At 64.1% G+C, this 16,542-nt stretch carries 8 protein-coding genes; 1 reads left to right on the top strand and 7 read right to left on the bottom strand.

Annotated elements, in window-relative coordinates; all coding sequences use genetic code 11:
• Positions 1 to 5: 5 nt before the first annotated feature.
• The 7 genes from H6678_05290 to ppc all read right to left on the bottom strand — a co-directional run bounded on the left by H6678_05290 (position 6) and on the right by ppc (position 11,836).
• A complete protein-coding gene (locus H6678_05290; GenBank protein ID MCB9473206.1) occupies positions 6 to 830 on the bottom strand; it encodes a rhomboid family intramembrane serine protease in 825 nt (274 codons plus the stop codon).
• A 225-nt stretch (positions 831 to 1,055) separates the two neighbouring features.
• Entirely contained in the window at positions 1,056 to 1,223 is a 168-nt protein-coding gene (locus tag H6678_05285) for a helix-turn-helix domain-containing protein (GenBank protein ID MCB9473205.1), read from the bottom strand.
• Between the two features lie 398 nt (positions 1,224 to 1,621).
• Complete coding sequence (locus H6678_05280; GenBank protein ID MCB9473204.1) at positions 1,622 to 2,302, bottom strand: DUF4937 domain-containing protein; 681 nt, start codon at positions 2,300 to 2,302, stop codon at positions 1,622 to 1,624.
• Positions 2,296 to 5,229, bottom strand: a complete 2,934-nt coding sequence (locus H6678_05275) for a CapA family protein (GenBank protein ID MCB9473203.1) — start codon at positions 5,227 to 5,229, stop codon at positions 2,296 to 2,298. The genes H6678_05280 and H6678_05275 overlap by 7 nt, the downstream gene beginning before the upstream one ends.
• 113 nt (positions 5,230 to 5,342) lie before the next feature.
• A complete protein-coding gene (locus tag H6678_05270) occupies positions 5,343 to 6,356 on the bottom strand; it encodes a hypothetical protein (GenBank protein MCB9473202.1) in 1,014 nt (337 codons plus the stop codon).
• A gap of 10 nt (positions 6,357 to 6,366) precedes the next feature.
• Positions 6,367 to 8,658, bottom strand: coding sequence for a TonB-dependent receptor (locus tag H6678_05265; protein ID MCB9473201.1), 2,292 nt, complete (start codon positions 8,656 to 8,658; stop codon positions 6,367 to 6,369).
• A 439-nt stretch (positions 8,659 to 9,097) separates the two neighbouring features.
• The gene (ppc, locus tag H6678_05260) at positions 9,098 to 11,836 is read right to left on the bottom strand and encodes a phosphoenolpyruvate carboxylase (protein MCB9473200.1); all 2,739 of its coding nucleotides are present in this window, start codon (positions 11,834 to 11,836) and stop codon (positions 9,098 to 9,100) included.
• Between the two features lie 659 nt (positions 11,837 to 12,495).
• Here ppc and H6678_05255 point away from each other — a divergent pair.
• On the top strand, positions 12,496 to 16,386 hold the full coding sequence (locus H6678_05255) for a tandem-95 repeat protein (GenBank protein MCB9473199.1): 3,891 nt from the start codon (positions 12,496 to 12,498) through the stop codon (positions 16,384 to 16,386).
• Positions 16,387 to 16,542: the final 156 nt, after the last annotated feature.

Below are 16,542 nucleotides of genomic sequence, written 5' to 3'. Positions count from 1 at the left end.
CCGGTTCACGATTTGCGCTGGCTGCGCAACCAGGCCGAGGCCTCGTCCAGGAAGCGCCGCTCCTCGTTGCTGAGGACCTGGATGCCCTGCTGGTTGATCTTGTCCAGCAACTGGTCCACGCGGGCTTCGATGCGTTCGGCGTCCAGCACTTCGAAGCGGTGCACGTGCATCACCTTGCGCATCCGCTCGCGGTGGCGCCGGGCACGCAGTTCCATCAGCAGCGGTTTCCACCAGATCATCAGCATGCCGGTGAGCATGCCGCCCAGATGCGCGAAATGGGCCACGCCGTCCGTTTTGTCGGACAGGCCCGAGAGCAGCGAGATGGCCCCGAAGAGCAGGGCGAAGGTCGAGGCCCGCATGGGCACGATGGCGAATAGGTAGATCTTCTGCCGCGCGAAGAGGATGCCGTAGGCCGCGATCAGCCCGTAGACTCCTCCGCTGGCGCCCACCACGGGCGGCGCGATTCCGTGACGCAAGAGACCCACCGCCACGTGCACCAGCCCTGCACCGACGATGCAGCTGAGGTAATACACCAGCAGGTTGCGTCCGCCCCAGAAACGCTCGAGCTGCGAGCCGAACATCCAGAGGCCGAACATGTTGAAGAAGAGGTGAAGGAAATTGGCGTGGACGAAACCGTAGGTCAGCAATTCCCAGATCCGCCCGCCGAAGAAGGCCTCGCGCGCGCTCAGCGCCAGCCAGCCCTCGATGCCCAGCACGCGAATGAAGAAGAAGGCTCCCACCGTGAAGATGAGCAGATTGCGCACCATGGGACGAATGGTGCCGTAGGGTTCCAGTTCAACGTAACCGCGTCCCGCCTGATCCAGCCGCATCCCGGTGTCTTTCCTTGCCATTGGGTGGGCCGGGATGTTACCAAAAAATCCCGTGCGGATCTGCTTGAGGCAGCAAAGCCGCGGATGGCTCTGCGCACCGGGGCGCGACGGGCCCGGAAAGCAGAAAGTCCCCCCGGCCGTGGCCGGGAGGACCTTTCAATCACTGGTGCTGAGTGATTGGGCAGGCATGAAACCGCGTCCCGTGCCAGGGAAGCGGGAAAGCCTCTAGTTCTCGCGCTGCTTCATCCAGTCCACGAGAGTCGAGCGCATGATGCGCCACTCGGAACCGACCTTGCGCGCCGGAATCACCCCATCGCGCACCAACATGTACATGGTGTTGCGGCTTACCTTGAGGATGTCCCGGGTTTCCTTGAGCGTCAGCATTTCGTCCATGTCGATACCTGTGCCCTTGTCTGACTTGTGCAAGCAACGCAGCTCCGGGAGCGGATCCCCGGGACTGAAGCCCACCTCCGGCGGACGCAGCAGGTATCGTCCGCTGTCGGGACGACCTTTACACCCTTGGCAGCGATTGTGCTCCTGAGGGAGCATCTGCCACCCTTTCAAAGCCGAAAAATCGTCGGGAATGGCAAACTGAATCGCCTGCCGCACCCGGACAACGAGGACTTTCGGCAACTCCCGGGGTCGCGGCCATCGAGGATGCCCGCAATTCCTGGAGCCATCGACGGCCCGGAGCGAGCACTCCCTGCTGCGACGATCAGGATGAAGGCACAGGGGTGGGACAGTCCGCTGCCGGTACTGGACGGACAATCAATGCGTGAACTGGGGTGGGGTCAGTTGTTGCTGATCGACGGCACGCGCCAGCCGTCCTCGATGCGCACCAGGCGCAAACGGCTTTCCCCCGGGAAGGGTGGTGCCCCCGCACGGCGCAGGAGCCGAGGATAGATGTGCTGCTGATACAGGTCCACGCTCTGGCGATCCTGCCAGAATGTGGCGGCGAGAGCACTTTCGTGTGAAAGCCCCGTGGCGAAACAGCCCGCCAGCAGGCCCTGGAGCACCGGCAATCCGGGTGCCCAGATCTGGCGCTGGCGCTCGAGCAGTGCGTCCAGATCGCCCACCGCCGATTGCGAGCTGAGCAGGCGCAACCAGCGGGCCAGCGGCACGGCCTCGTGCAGTTCGTGGTGACTGCCCTCCAGCGGCAGGCGCGGTTGCAGCAGATGCACGTGGGTGCTTGTATACAGCGCGCGCTGGCCAGCGGCTTCGAGAACCTGATCATGGACCTGCCCCATGAAGGCGTGATAGCTCTCCAGGTCACGCCAGAAAGCCACGATGCAGGCTTCGGCTTCGTGCGTGTCGGGGGCGGATTCGGTGCTGGTCGGCTGCTCTTCCACCCAACCACCCACCTGCCCTTGGAATCCCCGACAACCGGCAAGCCGCTCCCAACTGCGCTGGGACAGGTCAAATGCCGCACGCTTCTCCTCGGGGACGCGGCACAGGATCCATTTGATCACCATGTGCGGGCACCGCGTGTCAGGCTCGCATCCACGGGCAGGTCCACCGTGTCCACGCGCAATTGCAGTGTGGCGCTTCCGGGACTCGACCGGCGCACCTGGATCGCGCGGCCATCATCGGGAAAGCGCAGTTCCTGCGAGTCACCGGCATCCAGGCTGCGCCACTCGCTCCATTCGACAAGATGCACGTCATCGAACCAGCCTGTGGCCGTACCCGTGCTGGCGCTGACCCGCAGGCGCAGCTGCCAGAAGCGCCGGGCCGCGTCCGGGGCCAGGTCCTGCCAGCCCCAGCTCCAGTCCTGGGTGCCCGAGGTGGTGTACACGACTTCGCTCTGGGTGAGATTGCCCGTGCGCGAGTCGTAATACCTCATCTGCAGGTCGGCCGTGCTGGCGTTCTGGGTGCGGACCCAGCCACCCAGGGTGTAGGCCTTCTGCGGATCCAGTGGCCCGCGAGTGGTGAAATAGGTGTACAGGGTGCCGTTGCCCTCCTGGACCAATCGGATGCTGCGCTCACCCGAGTGCGCCTGACTGCTGTCCCAGGTTTCGCCATCGCTGTTCAGGTCCCACACGGAGATGCCTTCGTCCTCCATGTTGCCCCACCAGCAGAGTTCGCGGCCCACCCGATACTCAAGTGCCGGTTCGCCCGCTTCCAGCCCCAGTGCGCCCAGATACTGTGATCCCTCGTGGAACCAGGGCGCGCTCTCGTACCAGCCATCCACGTCGGCAAGCGGCAGGCCCAGGGGCAGCAGCTCGCCCGAACGGATCACGGCGGTGGTGTCCAGAATCACCCGGGCCGTGCTGTCGCCCGGTTCGCGGATCAGCCAGGTGTCGAAGTCACGGGAAAGCGAGCTGAGCTGATCCAGCGCCATTCGGGCCGCTCCACCGCGCAGATAGCCGGGGATCCAGTCCTGGATGAAGGCCGGGTGCACGCGCACCGATTGCAGCTCGTCCTCTGCGACCTGCACGTCCAGCAGGGCGGTGGTCATGGTCTCCAGATAGCTCAGGTCCATCACGAAGTTGCCCAGCGAATGGGCGATCAGTCCGCCCTGGTACACTTCCAGACCCTGGAGAATGTGCGGGTGGTGGGTGATCACAAGGTTCGCACCCAGCTCGATGGCCTCCTGGCGCAGGCTGCGTTCGCTCTGGTCCGGATTGAGTTCGCGCGCGCTCAGCCCCCGCAGCTCGGGATCCCAGGGGAAGTCCTCCTGCCAGGCCTGGCCAGGGCCCGCGCTGCGGCTGGGTTCCTGGCTGTACTCGTTGCCCGAGTGCACCTGCAGCACCAGCCAGTCCACCTGGGGTCGCAGCGCCGTGATCGCGGCCTGCATGTTGCCCCGGCTCCACAAGGCGAAGCCCGGTCGGGAGGGGCCCGCATCCAGGAAGGGCTGATAATTGTTGTAGTTGCCCGTGCGGTCGCACATGGCCACCACTCCCACGGCCAGCCCATCGGCCGACAGCAGGGCAGGACTCAGGGCCCGGTCGCTGTTGAGCCCGCTGCCATTGTGAGGCAGACCGGCCGCGTCCAGCACCTGCATGGTCTCGGTCATTCCGTCCAGCTGATAATCATATGTATGATTGTTGGCCAGAGTCACATAGTCCAGACCCGCATTCAGCAGGCCGCTCACGTTCTCGGGTCGGGTACGGAAGACGATGCCCTTGGTGGGGTGCGGGGTGTCGGCCGTGGTGTAGGAACATTCCAGATTGCCCATCATCAGGTCCATCGCCTGGAAGGAGGGTGCCACTCCGGCGAAGATCGCGTCCACGCCCTGGGTGTTGATGATGCCGTCTTCGGCCTCGTAGCCGCGCCCGGTCATGATGTCGCCCACGAAGCCCATCCGCAGGCCGCGAGGCTGGGCCGTGCCGGCGGCGGGCACGAGAGCGGACGCGGTCTGCCAAGCCCCGGTTGGGTCTTCGACATACACCGTGATCCGGTGATCGCGATGGCGCGAGACGAAAAGTGCCACGCTTGAGCCGCCCACGATGCGTCGACCGTCGCCCGGGTTCCAGACATGGAGCAGTCCCTCGGCGGCCAGCGGATTCACCAGCAGCAGCTCCGTACTGTCCGCCGTCTGATCCGTCATGATCCACTGCACCTGAGCCGAGGGGCGTCGGGCTTCCAGCCCACTGACCTCCTCGAGCTGGTCGAACCAGACCTCGCCACTGTCCTCGTCGCTTTCGTTGGCGAAGACCACCGAGCACAGCCGTGGCAGGTAGCCGAACTTGCCCAGGAAATCGCGACCAGCCTCCAGCACCACCGTGTGCCAGCTTCCCGTTTCGAAGAAACCCTGATAGGCCGTGGATTCGGTCTGGCCGCTCTGGCCGGGACTGTCGGGATAACCACCACGGGTGCCCCAGAGGACATACCAGAGCACATTGCTGCTGTCGGCAAACCCCACCATCTGCCGGTCGGACACACTGCCGCTGTAGGCGCGAATGCGGAAGCGGCTGTTCTCGCTCAACAACGGGCGGGCCAGGGGCAAGCCCTTGACCGTGTTGCCGAAGAGGTGCAGGCTGGTGGACCCGCTGCCTCCATCGGGATCCAGAGACCAGCCCGCGGGGTCCAGATCTTCGCCCGGCCAGGAGAAGAAGGGCAGCTGGCCTTCGAAATCTTCGACCAGCAACGAGTCGGCCGCAGCCAGAGTGTCCACGGGCACGACACGGAAGAGCTGGAGCCCGGGACCTGCCAGCGCGATGGGCCACTGGGTCTGGCTGGTTTCGCCCAGAATGGTGGGGTTGAGGAATCGTGGATCGTCACTCTGTTCCACGCGCCACCGTGATTGCGGCCAGGCGGCATTCCACTGCAGCAGCAGTTGGTTGCCCGGAGACAGTTCGGCCTGCAGATCCAGTGAGGACGTGGCCGGACATTCAGCCCGGAGTGTCGGGACCATGGCCTGGAAACAAAGCAAGGCCAGCAGCAGCGGGTGAAGTCTCATGGTGCGATCCGGAACTGGGGGGGTGACAGGGTGACGGGTCAAAATGCGCCTTTTCCCGGGCTTGGCCAAGGGAAATCGGGCTTTCGTCAAAGCTGTCAGGCCAGGCTCCGGACTCAGAGACTGCGGCCGGTTTCCTCCACGATCGCCACCCGGAAGCTGCGCTGCACACAGGAGCCGACGATGCCCCGGCAATGGTCCCCGACCAGGTTGAAGGACACCGGATCGAAATCGAACTGGCGGATCCACATGTGGGTGCTGAAGAAGTAATCCAGCAGCTCGGGCGAGAGCCGACGCACGGTGATGCGGTAATACCCCATGTGCCGTCCGCTGCCCGCGGCGGGATATTCCAGCTGCTGATCCACGAAGACAAAGCCGCCCCAGGACACACGCTGGCGCTGCACGTAGGGTCCGGGGACCGAGCGCACATCGGGATAGGGGCCCCACTGCCAGGCCAGCTCCTTGTCGTCACGCAGCCAGCGCAGACGGTCGGAGGGCATCTTGACGAACCCGCCCAGGCCATCGGGGCTGATCGCCTCGTACTCGAACTGGTACCCGTAGATCACCGGTCCGGCCAGATCGGTCCAGTTCAGCAGGAAAGCCGTTGGATCGGTGAAATTGCTCTCGGCATCGAGATTGTGGAACATCAGGGTGTCGGCGTCAAATCCGTGACTGTGGTCGTTGGGCTTGCTGGTGATCTCGAATGAGCCGTCATCGACGATCCTGGTGGACACCGTGCCTGAGTAGGCCATGCCCTGCCAACTGCCCTCCAGCTCCACGGTGATGCTGTCCAGCGGGACCAGCTCGAACTGGGCCCGATCGATGGTGTAACGCGAGTTGGCCGTGTCCTCGGTGGCCAGCACACTGCCGCCATCGCCGCGAGTCAGGCGGATGCTGGCTCCGCTCACGAAGGTGGCAGGGCCGTCCACCGGGTCGCCCAGGCGCACAGGGTGACTCAGGTGAATCGCCTGGATGCCCGTATCACCGGGCTCAAGCAGTGCGCTGAGAGTGACCTGGGCGGACACGCCCGGGTCGTCCTCAGGCAGATCCTGGCAGGCCATCAACACCAGCCCGCAGAACAAGCCCAGACAGATCCGGCGTGCATGTATCATCATTGTGTCGCGAGACATGGGAGACTCCTCAGAATTTCCAGTTCAGTTCCAGGCTGGGCAGGCGGCGGATGCCATCGTCGAGTGTCACGGTGGGCGCGCTGCTTTCGATGTCCTGGTCGAAGTCGAAACTGATGTCACTGTAGTTGGGGCTGTTGAATACGTTCAGCACACCCAGCTTGCATTCGAAGTGGCGACCGGGGCGCTCCTTGATGAAGGTCCAGGCCAGATCCACGCGCGTGTACGGAGACAGGCTCGAGGAGTTCTTGCTGCCGTAGTCGCCCAGACGGCTCTCGCCCCGGTTGAGGCCTTCGTCGCCCAGCCAGGTCAGCGAATAGGGTCTGGTGTATCGCGGGCCACTGGCGAAGCGGAATCCAAAATTCAGCGCACCGGCGTTGTAGCGGAAGAAACGCAGCCAGCGATCGAAGGGGAATCCCCGCATTTTCGAAAAGCGGACGTTGCGATTGGCCAACAGATTCAGATTGTGCCGGGTGTCAAAGGCGGCATAATAGGGCAGGTCGTCGTTGACACCGGGCACATCCCGGTAGCTCCAGCTGAGGCTGTAGCCCAGCTGACCCGTCCAGAGCCCGCGGGTGCGGGTAAGGTTCAGGTCCACGCCCCAGGCTTCGCCGGTACCGAAATGGAACAGGCTGTCGATGGGGCTGGGGTCGTCGGCCTGACGGCTGCCGATGATGCGACCTTCGCGCACATCCAGCATGCGTTTGTAATAGCCTTCCAGTTCCAGCCAGGTGCCATCCGCGATGTCGAATTCCAGCCCGCCCGTGTAGTGGATCGCGTGTGCCGGCGCAGCCGTGGAATCCAGCACGGTGTAGACGGAACTGAAGAACTGCCCATCGCGCTTGTACTTCTGCAGCCCCTGGTTGTACAGGCCCCAGGCCAGTTTGGCGCGGATTTTCTCGGTGATGAAGTACTTCACGCCCATCCGGGGTTCCCAGCGGACATAGGTGTCGGCGTTGGAATCGAGCAGGCCTTCGGTGCGATAGAGGGCCAGGCGCAACCCGGGTTCGAAGATCCAGCGCGCGAAGGGATGCCAGCTGCCCTGGTGATACAACGACACCTCGGACATGGTCTGGGAGACATCCCAGATGTGGTCTCCTCCGCCCCAGGCCTGGTAGGTGGTATTGATGCTCTTGAGCACCACACCGGTCTCCAGATACAGGTCCTCGCTCTTGTGGTATTCCAGCAGCAGGCGCACCGAGGCATCACTGAGCTCGTTGTCTTCCTGGTAGCCTTCCTTGCCGTTGAAGTTCAGGTGGCTGTAATAGCGGGTCCAGGCGCCGATCGCCCGTGTGTAGAGGCGGGCGTTCCAGATGTGTCGCCAGTTGGCCGTGCCTGCATGGTTGCCGAATTTGTAGGTCACCGAGCCGGCGCTGAAGATGTCGTCGCCCCAGTACCCGGTCAGGGAGAGGCGATCCCAGGTGGAAAGCGCCACGTTGCCGCGCCCCTGGAAATCCGTGAACCAGTAGGGCACCGGGCTGTCGGGGGTGAGCACCCTGGAGGCCAGATCCAGATAGGAACGGCGGGCCGCCAGCATCCAGGAGCTTTCCTTGGTACGGTAGAGCGGACCTTCGAGCATCAGGCTGGAGCTGAGCAGCCCCAGGCTGAGATCCGTCGAGAGGCGCTGGTTGTTGCCGTCGCGTGTGGAAATCTGCAACACGCCGCCCAGGCGTCCCCCCTGCTGGGCCGCGTAGGAGCTGCGCACCAGGTCGGCGTGTTTCACCGTGCTGGGAATGAAACTGGAAAACAGCCCGCCCAGATGACTGGGATTGTAGACTTCCACCCCGTCCAGCACGATCAGGCTTTCGTCGGCTCCACTGCCGCGGATGTTCAGTTCACTGGAGAAATCGTTGGAGGGCAACACGCCGGGCATGGACTGGAAGGCGCGCATCACGTCGGTCTGCACCAGCACGGGCGAAAGGCGCAGACGCTGCTGGTCCATGCGCACCTGGCCGATGTTCACTTCCTGCTGCATGCGTTCCTGGTCGCTGCGCTCGGCGGTCACCACCAGCTCCTCGAGCAGGATGCTCACCGGCTTGAGGGTCAGCGTGACCATCAGATCACGCCCGGGCAGTACCACACACTCCTCTTCGCGGCTCTCGTACCCCGAATAACTGGCCAGCAGGCTGCTGGGGCCATCGGGGGCGCCGGGAATCACGAAGTACCCGTCGAGGTTGGTGGCCGCGCCGATGCGGGTGCCCAGCAGCTGGACATTGGCGCCGATCAGGCCCTCCCCGCTTTCCGCATCACGCACATACCCGTGGATGCGCGCCTGCGCGATCCCGCTGACACACAGCAGGGCCATCAGCATCCACGGAAGGCGGCCGCCCGGGCTGCTGCACCTTGCCGATCCGAGCCTGAACATGAACATGCCTCCGCAGAAATGACGTGCTTCCGATGCAAGGACTCCCCAGGGCTTGCCCTGTCAGGAAAGTCCGGGAGTGCCCTCGGCACCGGGAGCTGGTCGAGTTGTTGATTGCCGTGCCGCCCATTGTACAACAGAAAATGAACAGTCACAGCACGCCAGAGTCGAAGAGCGCGATGGTGGCCCTGTAGCGGGGACGTGGATCGGGCCCGCATTCCGGGGAGCGCGTTTCCCTGCTCCCCGGTCCGCTTCCGGCACGCACGCCCGAACCGACGAGCCCCTTCGAGGGACACAGTCGGAAAAGGTTTCATCCGGATGTGAGAATCCCGTGGGCCACCGGAAACGCGATTGGCGTGCGGAAGGCTTTTCCCGCGGGAGACTAACCCGTGTTCTGCATGCCCTGAGAAATGCCGCGCACGGTCTCGAAGAGCGCGGTTTCCAGTTCGCGGTCTTCCCGCCCGCTGGCGCGCCAGCGAGACAGCAGGTCCACCTGGAGCAGGCTCATGGGGTCCACGTAAGGGTTGCGCAATCGGATGCTGCGTTGCAGGGCGGGTTCCAGGTCCAGCAGCTCATCCTCGCCACGCAGGCGCAGCACCCAGTCCCGGGTCTCCAGCCAGCGTTCCCGGATCACGGGAAAGACCGATTCCCCGACCGGGCCCGCCAGTTCAGCATAGCGTGAGGCGATCTCCAGATCGGCCTTGGCCAGCACCATGGCCAGGTCGGCCAGCAGATTGGCGAAGAAGGGCCAGCGTGCGGCCATGCGCGCCAGCTCATCGGCTCCGAAGCGCTCGGCGGCGGTCTGCAGACCACGCCCGACTCCATACCAACCCGGCAGCAGGTGGCGGTTCTGGGTCCAGGAGAACCCCCACGGAATCGCCCGCAGATTTTCCACTCCGCGTCCACTTCGTCGCGAAGGGGGCCGCGATCCGATCTCGAGGCGCTCGATCACATCGATCGGGGTAGCCTCGCGGAAGTAGTCGTGGAACTGGGGGTGGTGATGCACCAGTTCCTGATAGTCCGCGCGACCCGCGCTGGCCACCAGGTCCATGATTCCGGTCCACTGGGGTTCCGGGCGCGACCGGGGGCTGCAGAGGGCGGTGGTCTGCAACACGGCTCCGCTGAGCAGTTCGAGGGTGCGCTCGGCCAGGCCACGCAGGCCATACTTGGCATGGACGATCTCGCCCTGTTCCGTGAGTCGCAGGTGTCCGCGCAGGGCTCCACAGGGATCGGCCAGGATCGCGCTGCGGGGCTTGCTGCCACCCCGGCCCACCGTGCCGCCCCGACCGTGAAAGAAACTCAGCTCCACACCGGCCTCGTCGGCCAGTTCGCCCAGCTCCTCCTGAACCTGGTACAGGGCCCAGCGCGACGCGGCGATGCCCGAGATCTTGCTCGAGTCGCTGTATCCCAGCATGATCAGCTGACGGTTGCCCCGTCCGCGCAGGTGCTCGCGATACACGGGGTCGGCAAACATCGAGCTGACGGTGCTCCGTGCGTTCAGCAGGTCGTCCACGGTCTCGAACAGGGGCGACACATCCAGTTCGATCCGCGCCTCCCGCTCGAGCCCCGCGTGACGGGCCAGCAGCAGCAGGGCCAACAGGTCGTCGGCTCCCTGTGCCATGGATATGATGTAAGGACCGAAGGCCCGAGCGCCGTGGCGAGTGCGCATGTCCTTGATCGTGCGCAGCACATCCAGGCAGCGGACACTTTCGGGATCGTCGCTCTCGGCGCGGGTGGTCGCCGTTTCATCCAGCGGGGCCTCAAGGGCCGCGCGCAACTCGTCCGCTCGCTGGGTCGGATCCAGGTCCATGAATCCGGGCCGGTCCAGCAATCGGCCTGCCACGCGCCGATGCAGCTCCGAGTCCTGGCGCAGATCGAGAGTCGCCAGATGGAATCCGAAGGTGCGCACCCGCTGCTCGAGCGCCAGCAGCACCTGCAGTCCGCCCCGGCCACCGCCGGGAGCCAGCAGGCTGGTACGGATCAGGGCCAGATCTTCCAGCAGGGTCTCGGCGGACTCGTAGGCCCCCGCCGTCTCCGCCATGGTGGCTTCCATGCGGTACTGCATCAGGGTCAGCAGCAGGCGATACGGCATGTCCGCACTGCGCCTGGGCAGATTGCCGGCCCGCTCGGGCAGCAGTTCGCGGTACGCTGTCACTCGCGCGTGCACGGCCCGGCTCACGCTCACCCGGTGCTCGCTCTGGCTGAACTCCTCGGCGAGCTCCGCCAGCTCGTCCCGGTAACGCCCAAGAATCAGCTGGCGCTGGCGTTCGAGTGTGGCGCGCACCGTGTGTGCGCCCACATTGGGATTGCCGTCCATGTCTCCGCCAACCCAGGTGCCGAAACGGATCAGGGGGCAGGGCAGATCGGCACCGGCGCCGGGGCCATAGGCCTCTTCAAGGGCCCGGGACAGCGAGGCATAGAATCCGGGCAGGATCACATAGACCACCTCGATCAGGTGGAACAGCACGTATTCGACTTCGTCGGCCACCGTCGGGCGGGCCGTGGGCTGTTCCTCGGTCTGCCAGGCCAGCTCGATCTGGCGCCTCAACTCGGCCTGGATGCGGGCGGCTTCGCGTGGCGTGGGTTCCGGCTGGTCCAGCCGGATCTGCAGGGAGCGGGCCATGCGCTGGCTCTTCACCAGCAGGGTACGCCGCATGGCGCGCGTGGGATGGGCCGTGAAGACAGGCATCACCTCAAGTTGAGCAAGGATCTCGCGGATCTGGGAAAGCACCAGCCCCTGACCGGCCAGTTCGCGCAGCACGGCGGACAGGCTGCCGGGCTGCGGTGGCACACCCTCGAGGGACTGTTCGCGCCGGCGGCGGATCCGGTGAACCTGTTCGGCCAGATTGGCCAGCGAGAAGAAGCTTGAAAAGGCACGGGTCAATTCGCGGGCGGCCGCCGGACTCAGCCCGGCCAGACGATTCTGCAGTTCCTGCCCCGCCTCGTCATTTCCCGCACGCCGGTCGCGCGCCAGCTGCCTGGCCCCTTCCACGCGGGCCAGCAGGGGTGGGCCGCCCAGATCCGAAATCACCTGCCCCAGCAAGTCTCCCAGCAATCGGACATCGGCACGGAGGGCCCGGTCAGAATTCAACTGGGCGGGGGTCTGGGGGGCTTTGCTCATGGACGTCTCCATTGTTGTGGGTCCGGCAGGCGGCCAAGGTACCAGTGCACCGGCAATCCAGCTGGGTTGGGAGATGTTCGGCAACCAGTCCCGTGAGAGACTTGAGGGACATCGATGCCTGCGGCTGCGCCGTGAACAGGTGCGTCCCGGTGTGAGCGCCCAAGTTGGTCGACACCAAGTTTTTTCCTGGTGTCATGATAGTTGCGTGGAACGTGTGCTTGCATCGGCCAATCGAACTGCGAATGGAGCCGATACTCACCGCATGGCGCTGAGTTCAGCTTAGAGTGGACGAAAAATGCCCCGAAAGAGGTCATGTTTTGTTCACGACCAGAAAATGCACGCCGGGCCAGATGCCGAATTCTTGACAGCTGAAAACAAAAACTCACCATGATTGAACACTCAAAGCATTGAAAATTTTGATCTTGAGCGCTTTGTCCAGAATAAAACAGGCGTTGCACAGTTTCGGTCGCCAATGGGAAGGGGGCAGCTCACCGCACGCGCCGAGCCCGCGGTGCTCGGGGCATGCCGCAAGGCGCTCGGGCAGGATTGTGGCCGGACGGTTGCCTGTCCTGGCTCTGGCGTGGATCTTCGCGGGTCTGCCGGCAGCGGCCGCCTCCCGGCACCACCAGTTGCTCATGGGTTCGGAGACGGGAATCACCGTGGTCCAGCAAAGCGCCGGGCTGCTCGAACTGGATTGCGCGATCTCCGCCCTCGATCTGCATGATGTGGACATCGATGGGCAGACCTGGCTGAAACCCACGATCGAAGGCGGCGCCGACAACCTGCTGGCCGGAACTCCGGATCTGCCGTCACTTTCCACGGCCCTGATGGTCGGTGGCAGCGGCGTGAGGTCGATCAGCATCGTCTCCAGCGAAAGCCTGACGATCGAGAACACGGCGGTGGTTCCTTCCCGGGGGAACATCACTCGAGATACGAACCGCGAGGATGCACCGTACGAGTTTGGAGAGTCCTACCAGCAGGAACGGAGCTGGCCGGAAGAGATCCTCTCACTGTCCACGCCCTGGATCCTGCGCGATTTCCAGGGGCAGACCCTGCACATCCGGCCGTTCAGCTACCACCCCACCCGCCAGCAGCTGGAAGTGTATACCCATCTGCGCATCCGCCTCGAACTGGATCCCGCACCGGCGGGGCCCCCTCCCGGAAGCCCCCTGGACATGGATTTCATGACGATCTACGAGCGGCGTTTCATCAATGCGGGCGAGCTGCGCTACACCTATCTGCCCGCCGTGGGCAGCATGATCGTGATCTGTCCGGACGAGTGGTTGCAGGCCATCGCCCCCTTCGTGAGCTGGAAAATGCGCAGCGGACGCCCCACCAGTGTGGTTCCCCTGAGCGAAGCGGGTGACACAGCGACCGACATCCAGGCTTGGTTGTCCAGCCAGTATGCCACCGACCCCTTCGCCTATGTGGTTCTGGTGGGAGACGCCGCCCAGCTGCCTTCCCTGGTGACGTTCTTCCCCGATGCCCCGACGCTTCCCGCGCTCGCGGATGGAAACTATGGCTTTCTGAGCGGCGCGGACACCTATCCAGAAGCCATCGTGGGTCGCTTCTCGGCCGAGACCGAGGAGCAACTCTCGATCATGCTCACCCGCAGCATCACCTACGAAGAATCCCCCGTGCAGGACGGTGACTGGTATCGCCGGGCGATTGGCGTGGCATCCGCGGAGGGGCCCGGGGACGAGGGCGAGTACGACGCGGAGCACATGGACAACATCCGCAGCACTCTGCTGGCGGGCGACCATGACGACGTGCTGCGTGTGTATGACACCGAAGACGGTACCACCTCGATATTGCTGGACCTGTTGAATCAGGGTGCAAGCCTCGTCAACTACGCCGGTCATGGCCTGTTCTCGAGGTGGGTGAGTCCGGTTTCCGGTGGTTTGCTGCCTCCTGGATTCACGATCAATCGGGTCAACTCCATGACGAATACCAGTGGATGGCCGATCGTCGTCTCCGTCGGGTGTGACAACGGAAAATTCATGGACAACACCTGTTTTGCCGAGACCTGGTTGCGCGCCAACGATCAAGGCACCCCCACGGGCGGCGTGGCGATGTACGCCGCGACCACCCTGGTTGGCTGGTCTCCTCCGATGCAGATGCAGGATGAGTTCAATCACCTGCTGGGCAACAATACCAGCCGTTCCTTCGGGGCGCTCTGCATCAATGGTGCGCTCTCGATGTCCGACAGTTACATCTTCGCGGGGTCGGGCCAGATGCAGCGCTTCGTGCTCTTCGGCGATCCCAGCCTGCGGGTTCGCACCACTGAACCGCGTGCACTGGCGGTGGAACACGAATCAACCTATTCTCCCCAGCAGGGCGCCTACACCGTGCTGGTGCCCGGCGAGCCCGGAGCCCAGGTGGCGCTCACGATCGAGGGCGACCTGGCCGCCAGCGGCCTCACGGACCAGGACGGCCGGGCGGTTCTCGCCCTGCCGGCCACGGGTGCACCCGTTGACCTGTTGCTGGTGGTCTCCGCCGACAACGCCCTGCCCTACGAAGCGACGATTCCCCAGAACCAGCCCCCCATCCTGCAGATTCCTCTGGCTGCCCAGTCCGTCCCGGAAGACACGCCCCTGGTGCTTGACGCACTGGGAGCCGGGTTCAGCGACGCCGACGGGGATTCCATCGCGATCTTCAGCGCACATTCAGCGGCCACCGGCTTCACATTCCAGTTCAGTGAACAGCAACTGACCGTGACACCTCCGGCCAACTGGTTCGGCAGCACCCAGATCACCGTCGAATTCACCGACTTCCACTTTGTGGTGGATGCGGGTTTCTCTTTGCAGGTGACACCGGTCAACGACCCTCCACGCCTGCTGGTGCCTTTCGCGGAACTTGAAACCCCGGAAGACACGGCAGTCACCATCACGGCACCGTTGACGCACTTCAGCGATCCGGAAGGTGCGCTCCTCAGTCTCACGTCGGCCACCTCCAACAACGGAACGCTGGCCTGGAACGGGTCGAATCTGCTCTTCACGCCAGCCACCGATTTCAGCGGCACGACCATGGTGCGGCTGACGGTCAGCGATGGGGACTCCAGCCTCAGTGTGGATGCGTTCTCGGTCACGGTGCTGCCGCTGAACGATGCTCCCGTCTACAATGGATCCCTGTCCCAGCTGCAGGTTCTGGAGGACGATACCCTGGCACTGGGCGACCTGCTGCAGGCGTTTGATGATGCCGACGGTGACGCGCTGCTCCTGCTGGATGCCGCTGTCACACCGGGCGTTCTGCTGATGGATGGAACCACAGCCAGCTTCGTGCCGCCCGCCAATTGGTTCGGTCAGGCGGAATTGCAGCTCCAGGTTGGAGATGGCGAGTTCAGTGTGGACAGCGGCGTGTTGACTCTGGTGGTGCTCTCGGTTCCCGATGCTCCCTTGCAGATTGCGCCCCTGCCCAACCGGGTGATGTTCGAGGACTCGAGTCTGGTGCTGGATTCGCTGCTGGACTGGTTCAGCGATGGCGACGGTGACAGCCTGTTCATCATGGACGGCGCGTCAAGCTCGGGTCTTTTGAGCCAGGCAGGCGACACTCTGATTCTGGTCCCCGAGCCGGATTTCAATGGCCCGATCCAGGTCAGCTTCTCGGTCAGTGACGGAAGCCTTGTGCTCGAAGGCGCCAATTTCACCGTGCAGGTGGTGCCCGTGGATGACCAGCTGGTGTTGTTGAATCCCTTCGATCCGCTGGTCTGGAACGAGGACGAGAGCATGCTGCTGGACCAGATTTCCAGCCATTTCTATTCGGGCGACGCTGACACGCTGTTCATCGTGGACTCCTGGGTCGAGCAGGCTGAATTCGTGATCATTCCCCTGGGGGATGCCCTGCAATTGACTCCACCGCCCAACTGGAACGGCACGGGCAGTCTTTTCATGACGGTCGATGATGGGCTGGATCACCCACTGACCGTGGAGATCGAACTGGATGTGGTGGCACAGAACGATGCTCCATTCCTGGATTTCTGCAATGCACCGATCGAGCCGGTGAGTGATCCGGCCCAGTTTCTGGCGGAGCTTGGACTGCGCCTGGCGGATGTGGACAACGATCTGCTCAGCCTGCGCTGGTTCCTGGATGGCACACTGCTGCTGGAGGATGAACTGCAGGCAAGCATGGATACCACGGAATGCATCTCGCCGTCCCCGGATCTGGAGGACCTGCTTGCTCCGGGCATCCTCCATCTGGAAGTCAGCGATGGTCTGGTGACTCTCAATCAAGGCGGACTGGAGTCCAGCTGGGAAATCCTCAGCACGTCGGTCGAGGCGGCCCTGCCGCTGGAATGGGCGCTGGACGCGATCCATCCCAATCCATTCAATCCTGCCACGGTGCTGCCGTTCAGCCTGCCGCGCGAGGCCTGGATGCGGCTGAGCGTCTACAATCTTCAGGGTCAGCGGGTCGCCCTGCTGCATGACGGCACACTGACCGCAGGGCAACACCAATTGACCTGGAACGCCAGCAACCACGCCTCCGGCGTGTATCTGGCCGTGCTGGAAAGTGCCGATGTCCGGTTGGTCCGAAAGATGACCCTGCTGCGCTGACCCCCGGCCCCGGCGACGCCCCCCCACCCGCGGGGCCACCCGCTCCGCTCCCCGTCCCCTTCCTTGCCACCGGCCCCGCCCGCGTCCTTTCTCTCTTCCTTGACCGCTTCCTCGCGCTCCGCCCTGTCCCCATCCGTGCGTGCGTGCGCGCCACCC

The organism is Candidatus Delongbacteria bacterium, assembly GCA_020634015.1.
GTDB lineage: Bacteria > CAIWAD01 > CAIWAD01 > CAIWAD01 > CAIWAD01 > JACKCN01.
This window is presented reverse-complemented; position numbering and strand designations above follow the sequence as displayed.

What these genes read in the sequence shown, in the direction of transcription:
- H6678_05290 (MCB9473206.1), bottom strand. Translation starts at nt 830, where the DNA reads ATGCGGCTGGATCAGGCGGGACGCGGTTACGTTGAACTGGAACCCTAC.
- H6678_05285 (MCB9473205.1), bottom strand. Translation starts at nt 1,223, where the DNA reads ATGGACGAAATGCTGACGCTCAAGGAAACCCGGGACATCCTCAAGGTA.
- H6678_05280 (MCB9473204.1), bottom strand. Translation starts at nt 2,302, where the DNA reads ATGGTGATCAAATGGATCCTGTGCCGCGTCCCCGAGGAGAAGCGTGCG.
- H6678_05275 (MCB9473203.1), bottom strand. Translation starts at nt 5,229, where the DNA reads ATGAGACTTCACCCGCTGCTGCTGGCCTTGCTTTGTTTCCAGGCCATG.
- H6678_05270 (MCB9473202.1), bottom strand. Translation starts at nt 6,356, where the DNA reads ATGTCTCGCGACACAATGATGATACATGCACGCCGGATCTGTCTGGGC.
- H6678_05265 (MCB9473201.1), bottom strand. Translation starts at nt 8,658, where the DNA reads ATGGCCCTGCTGTGTGTCAGCGGGATCGCGCAGGCGCGCATCCACGGG.
- ppc (MCB9473200.1), bottom strand. Translation starts at nt 11,836, where the DNA reads ATGAGCAAAGCCCCCCAGACCCCCGCCCAGTTGAATTCTGACCGGGCC.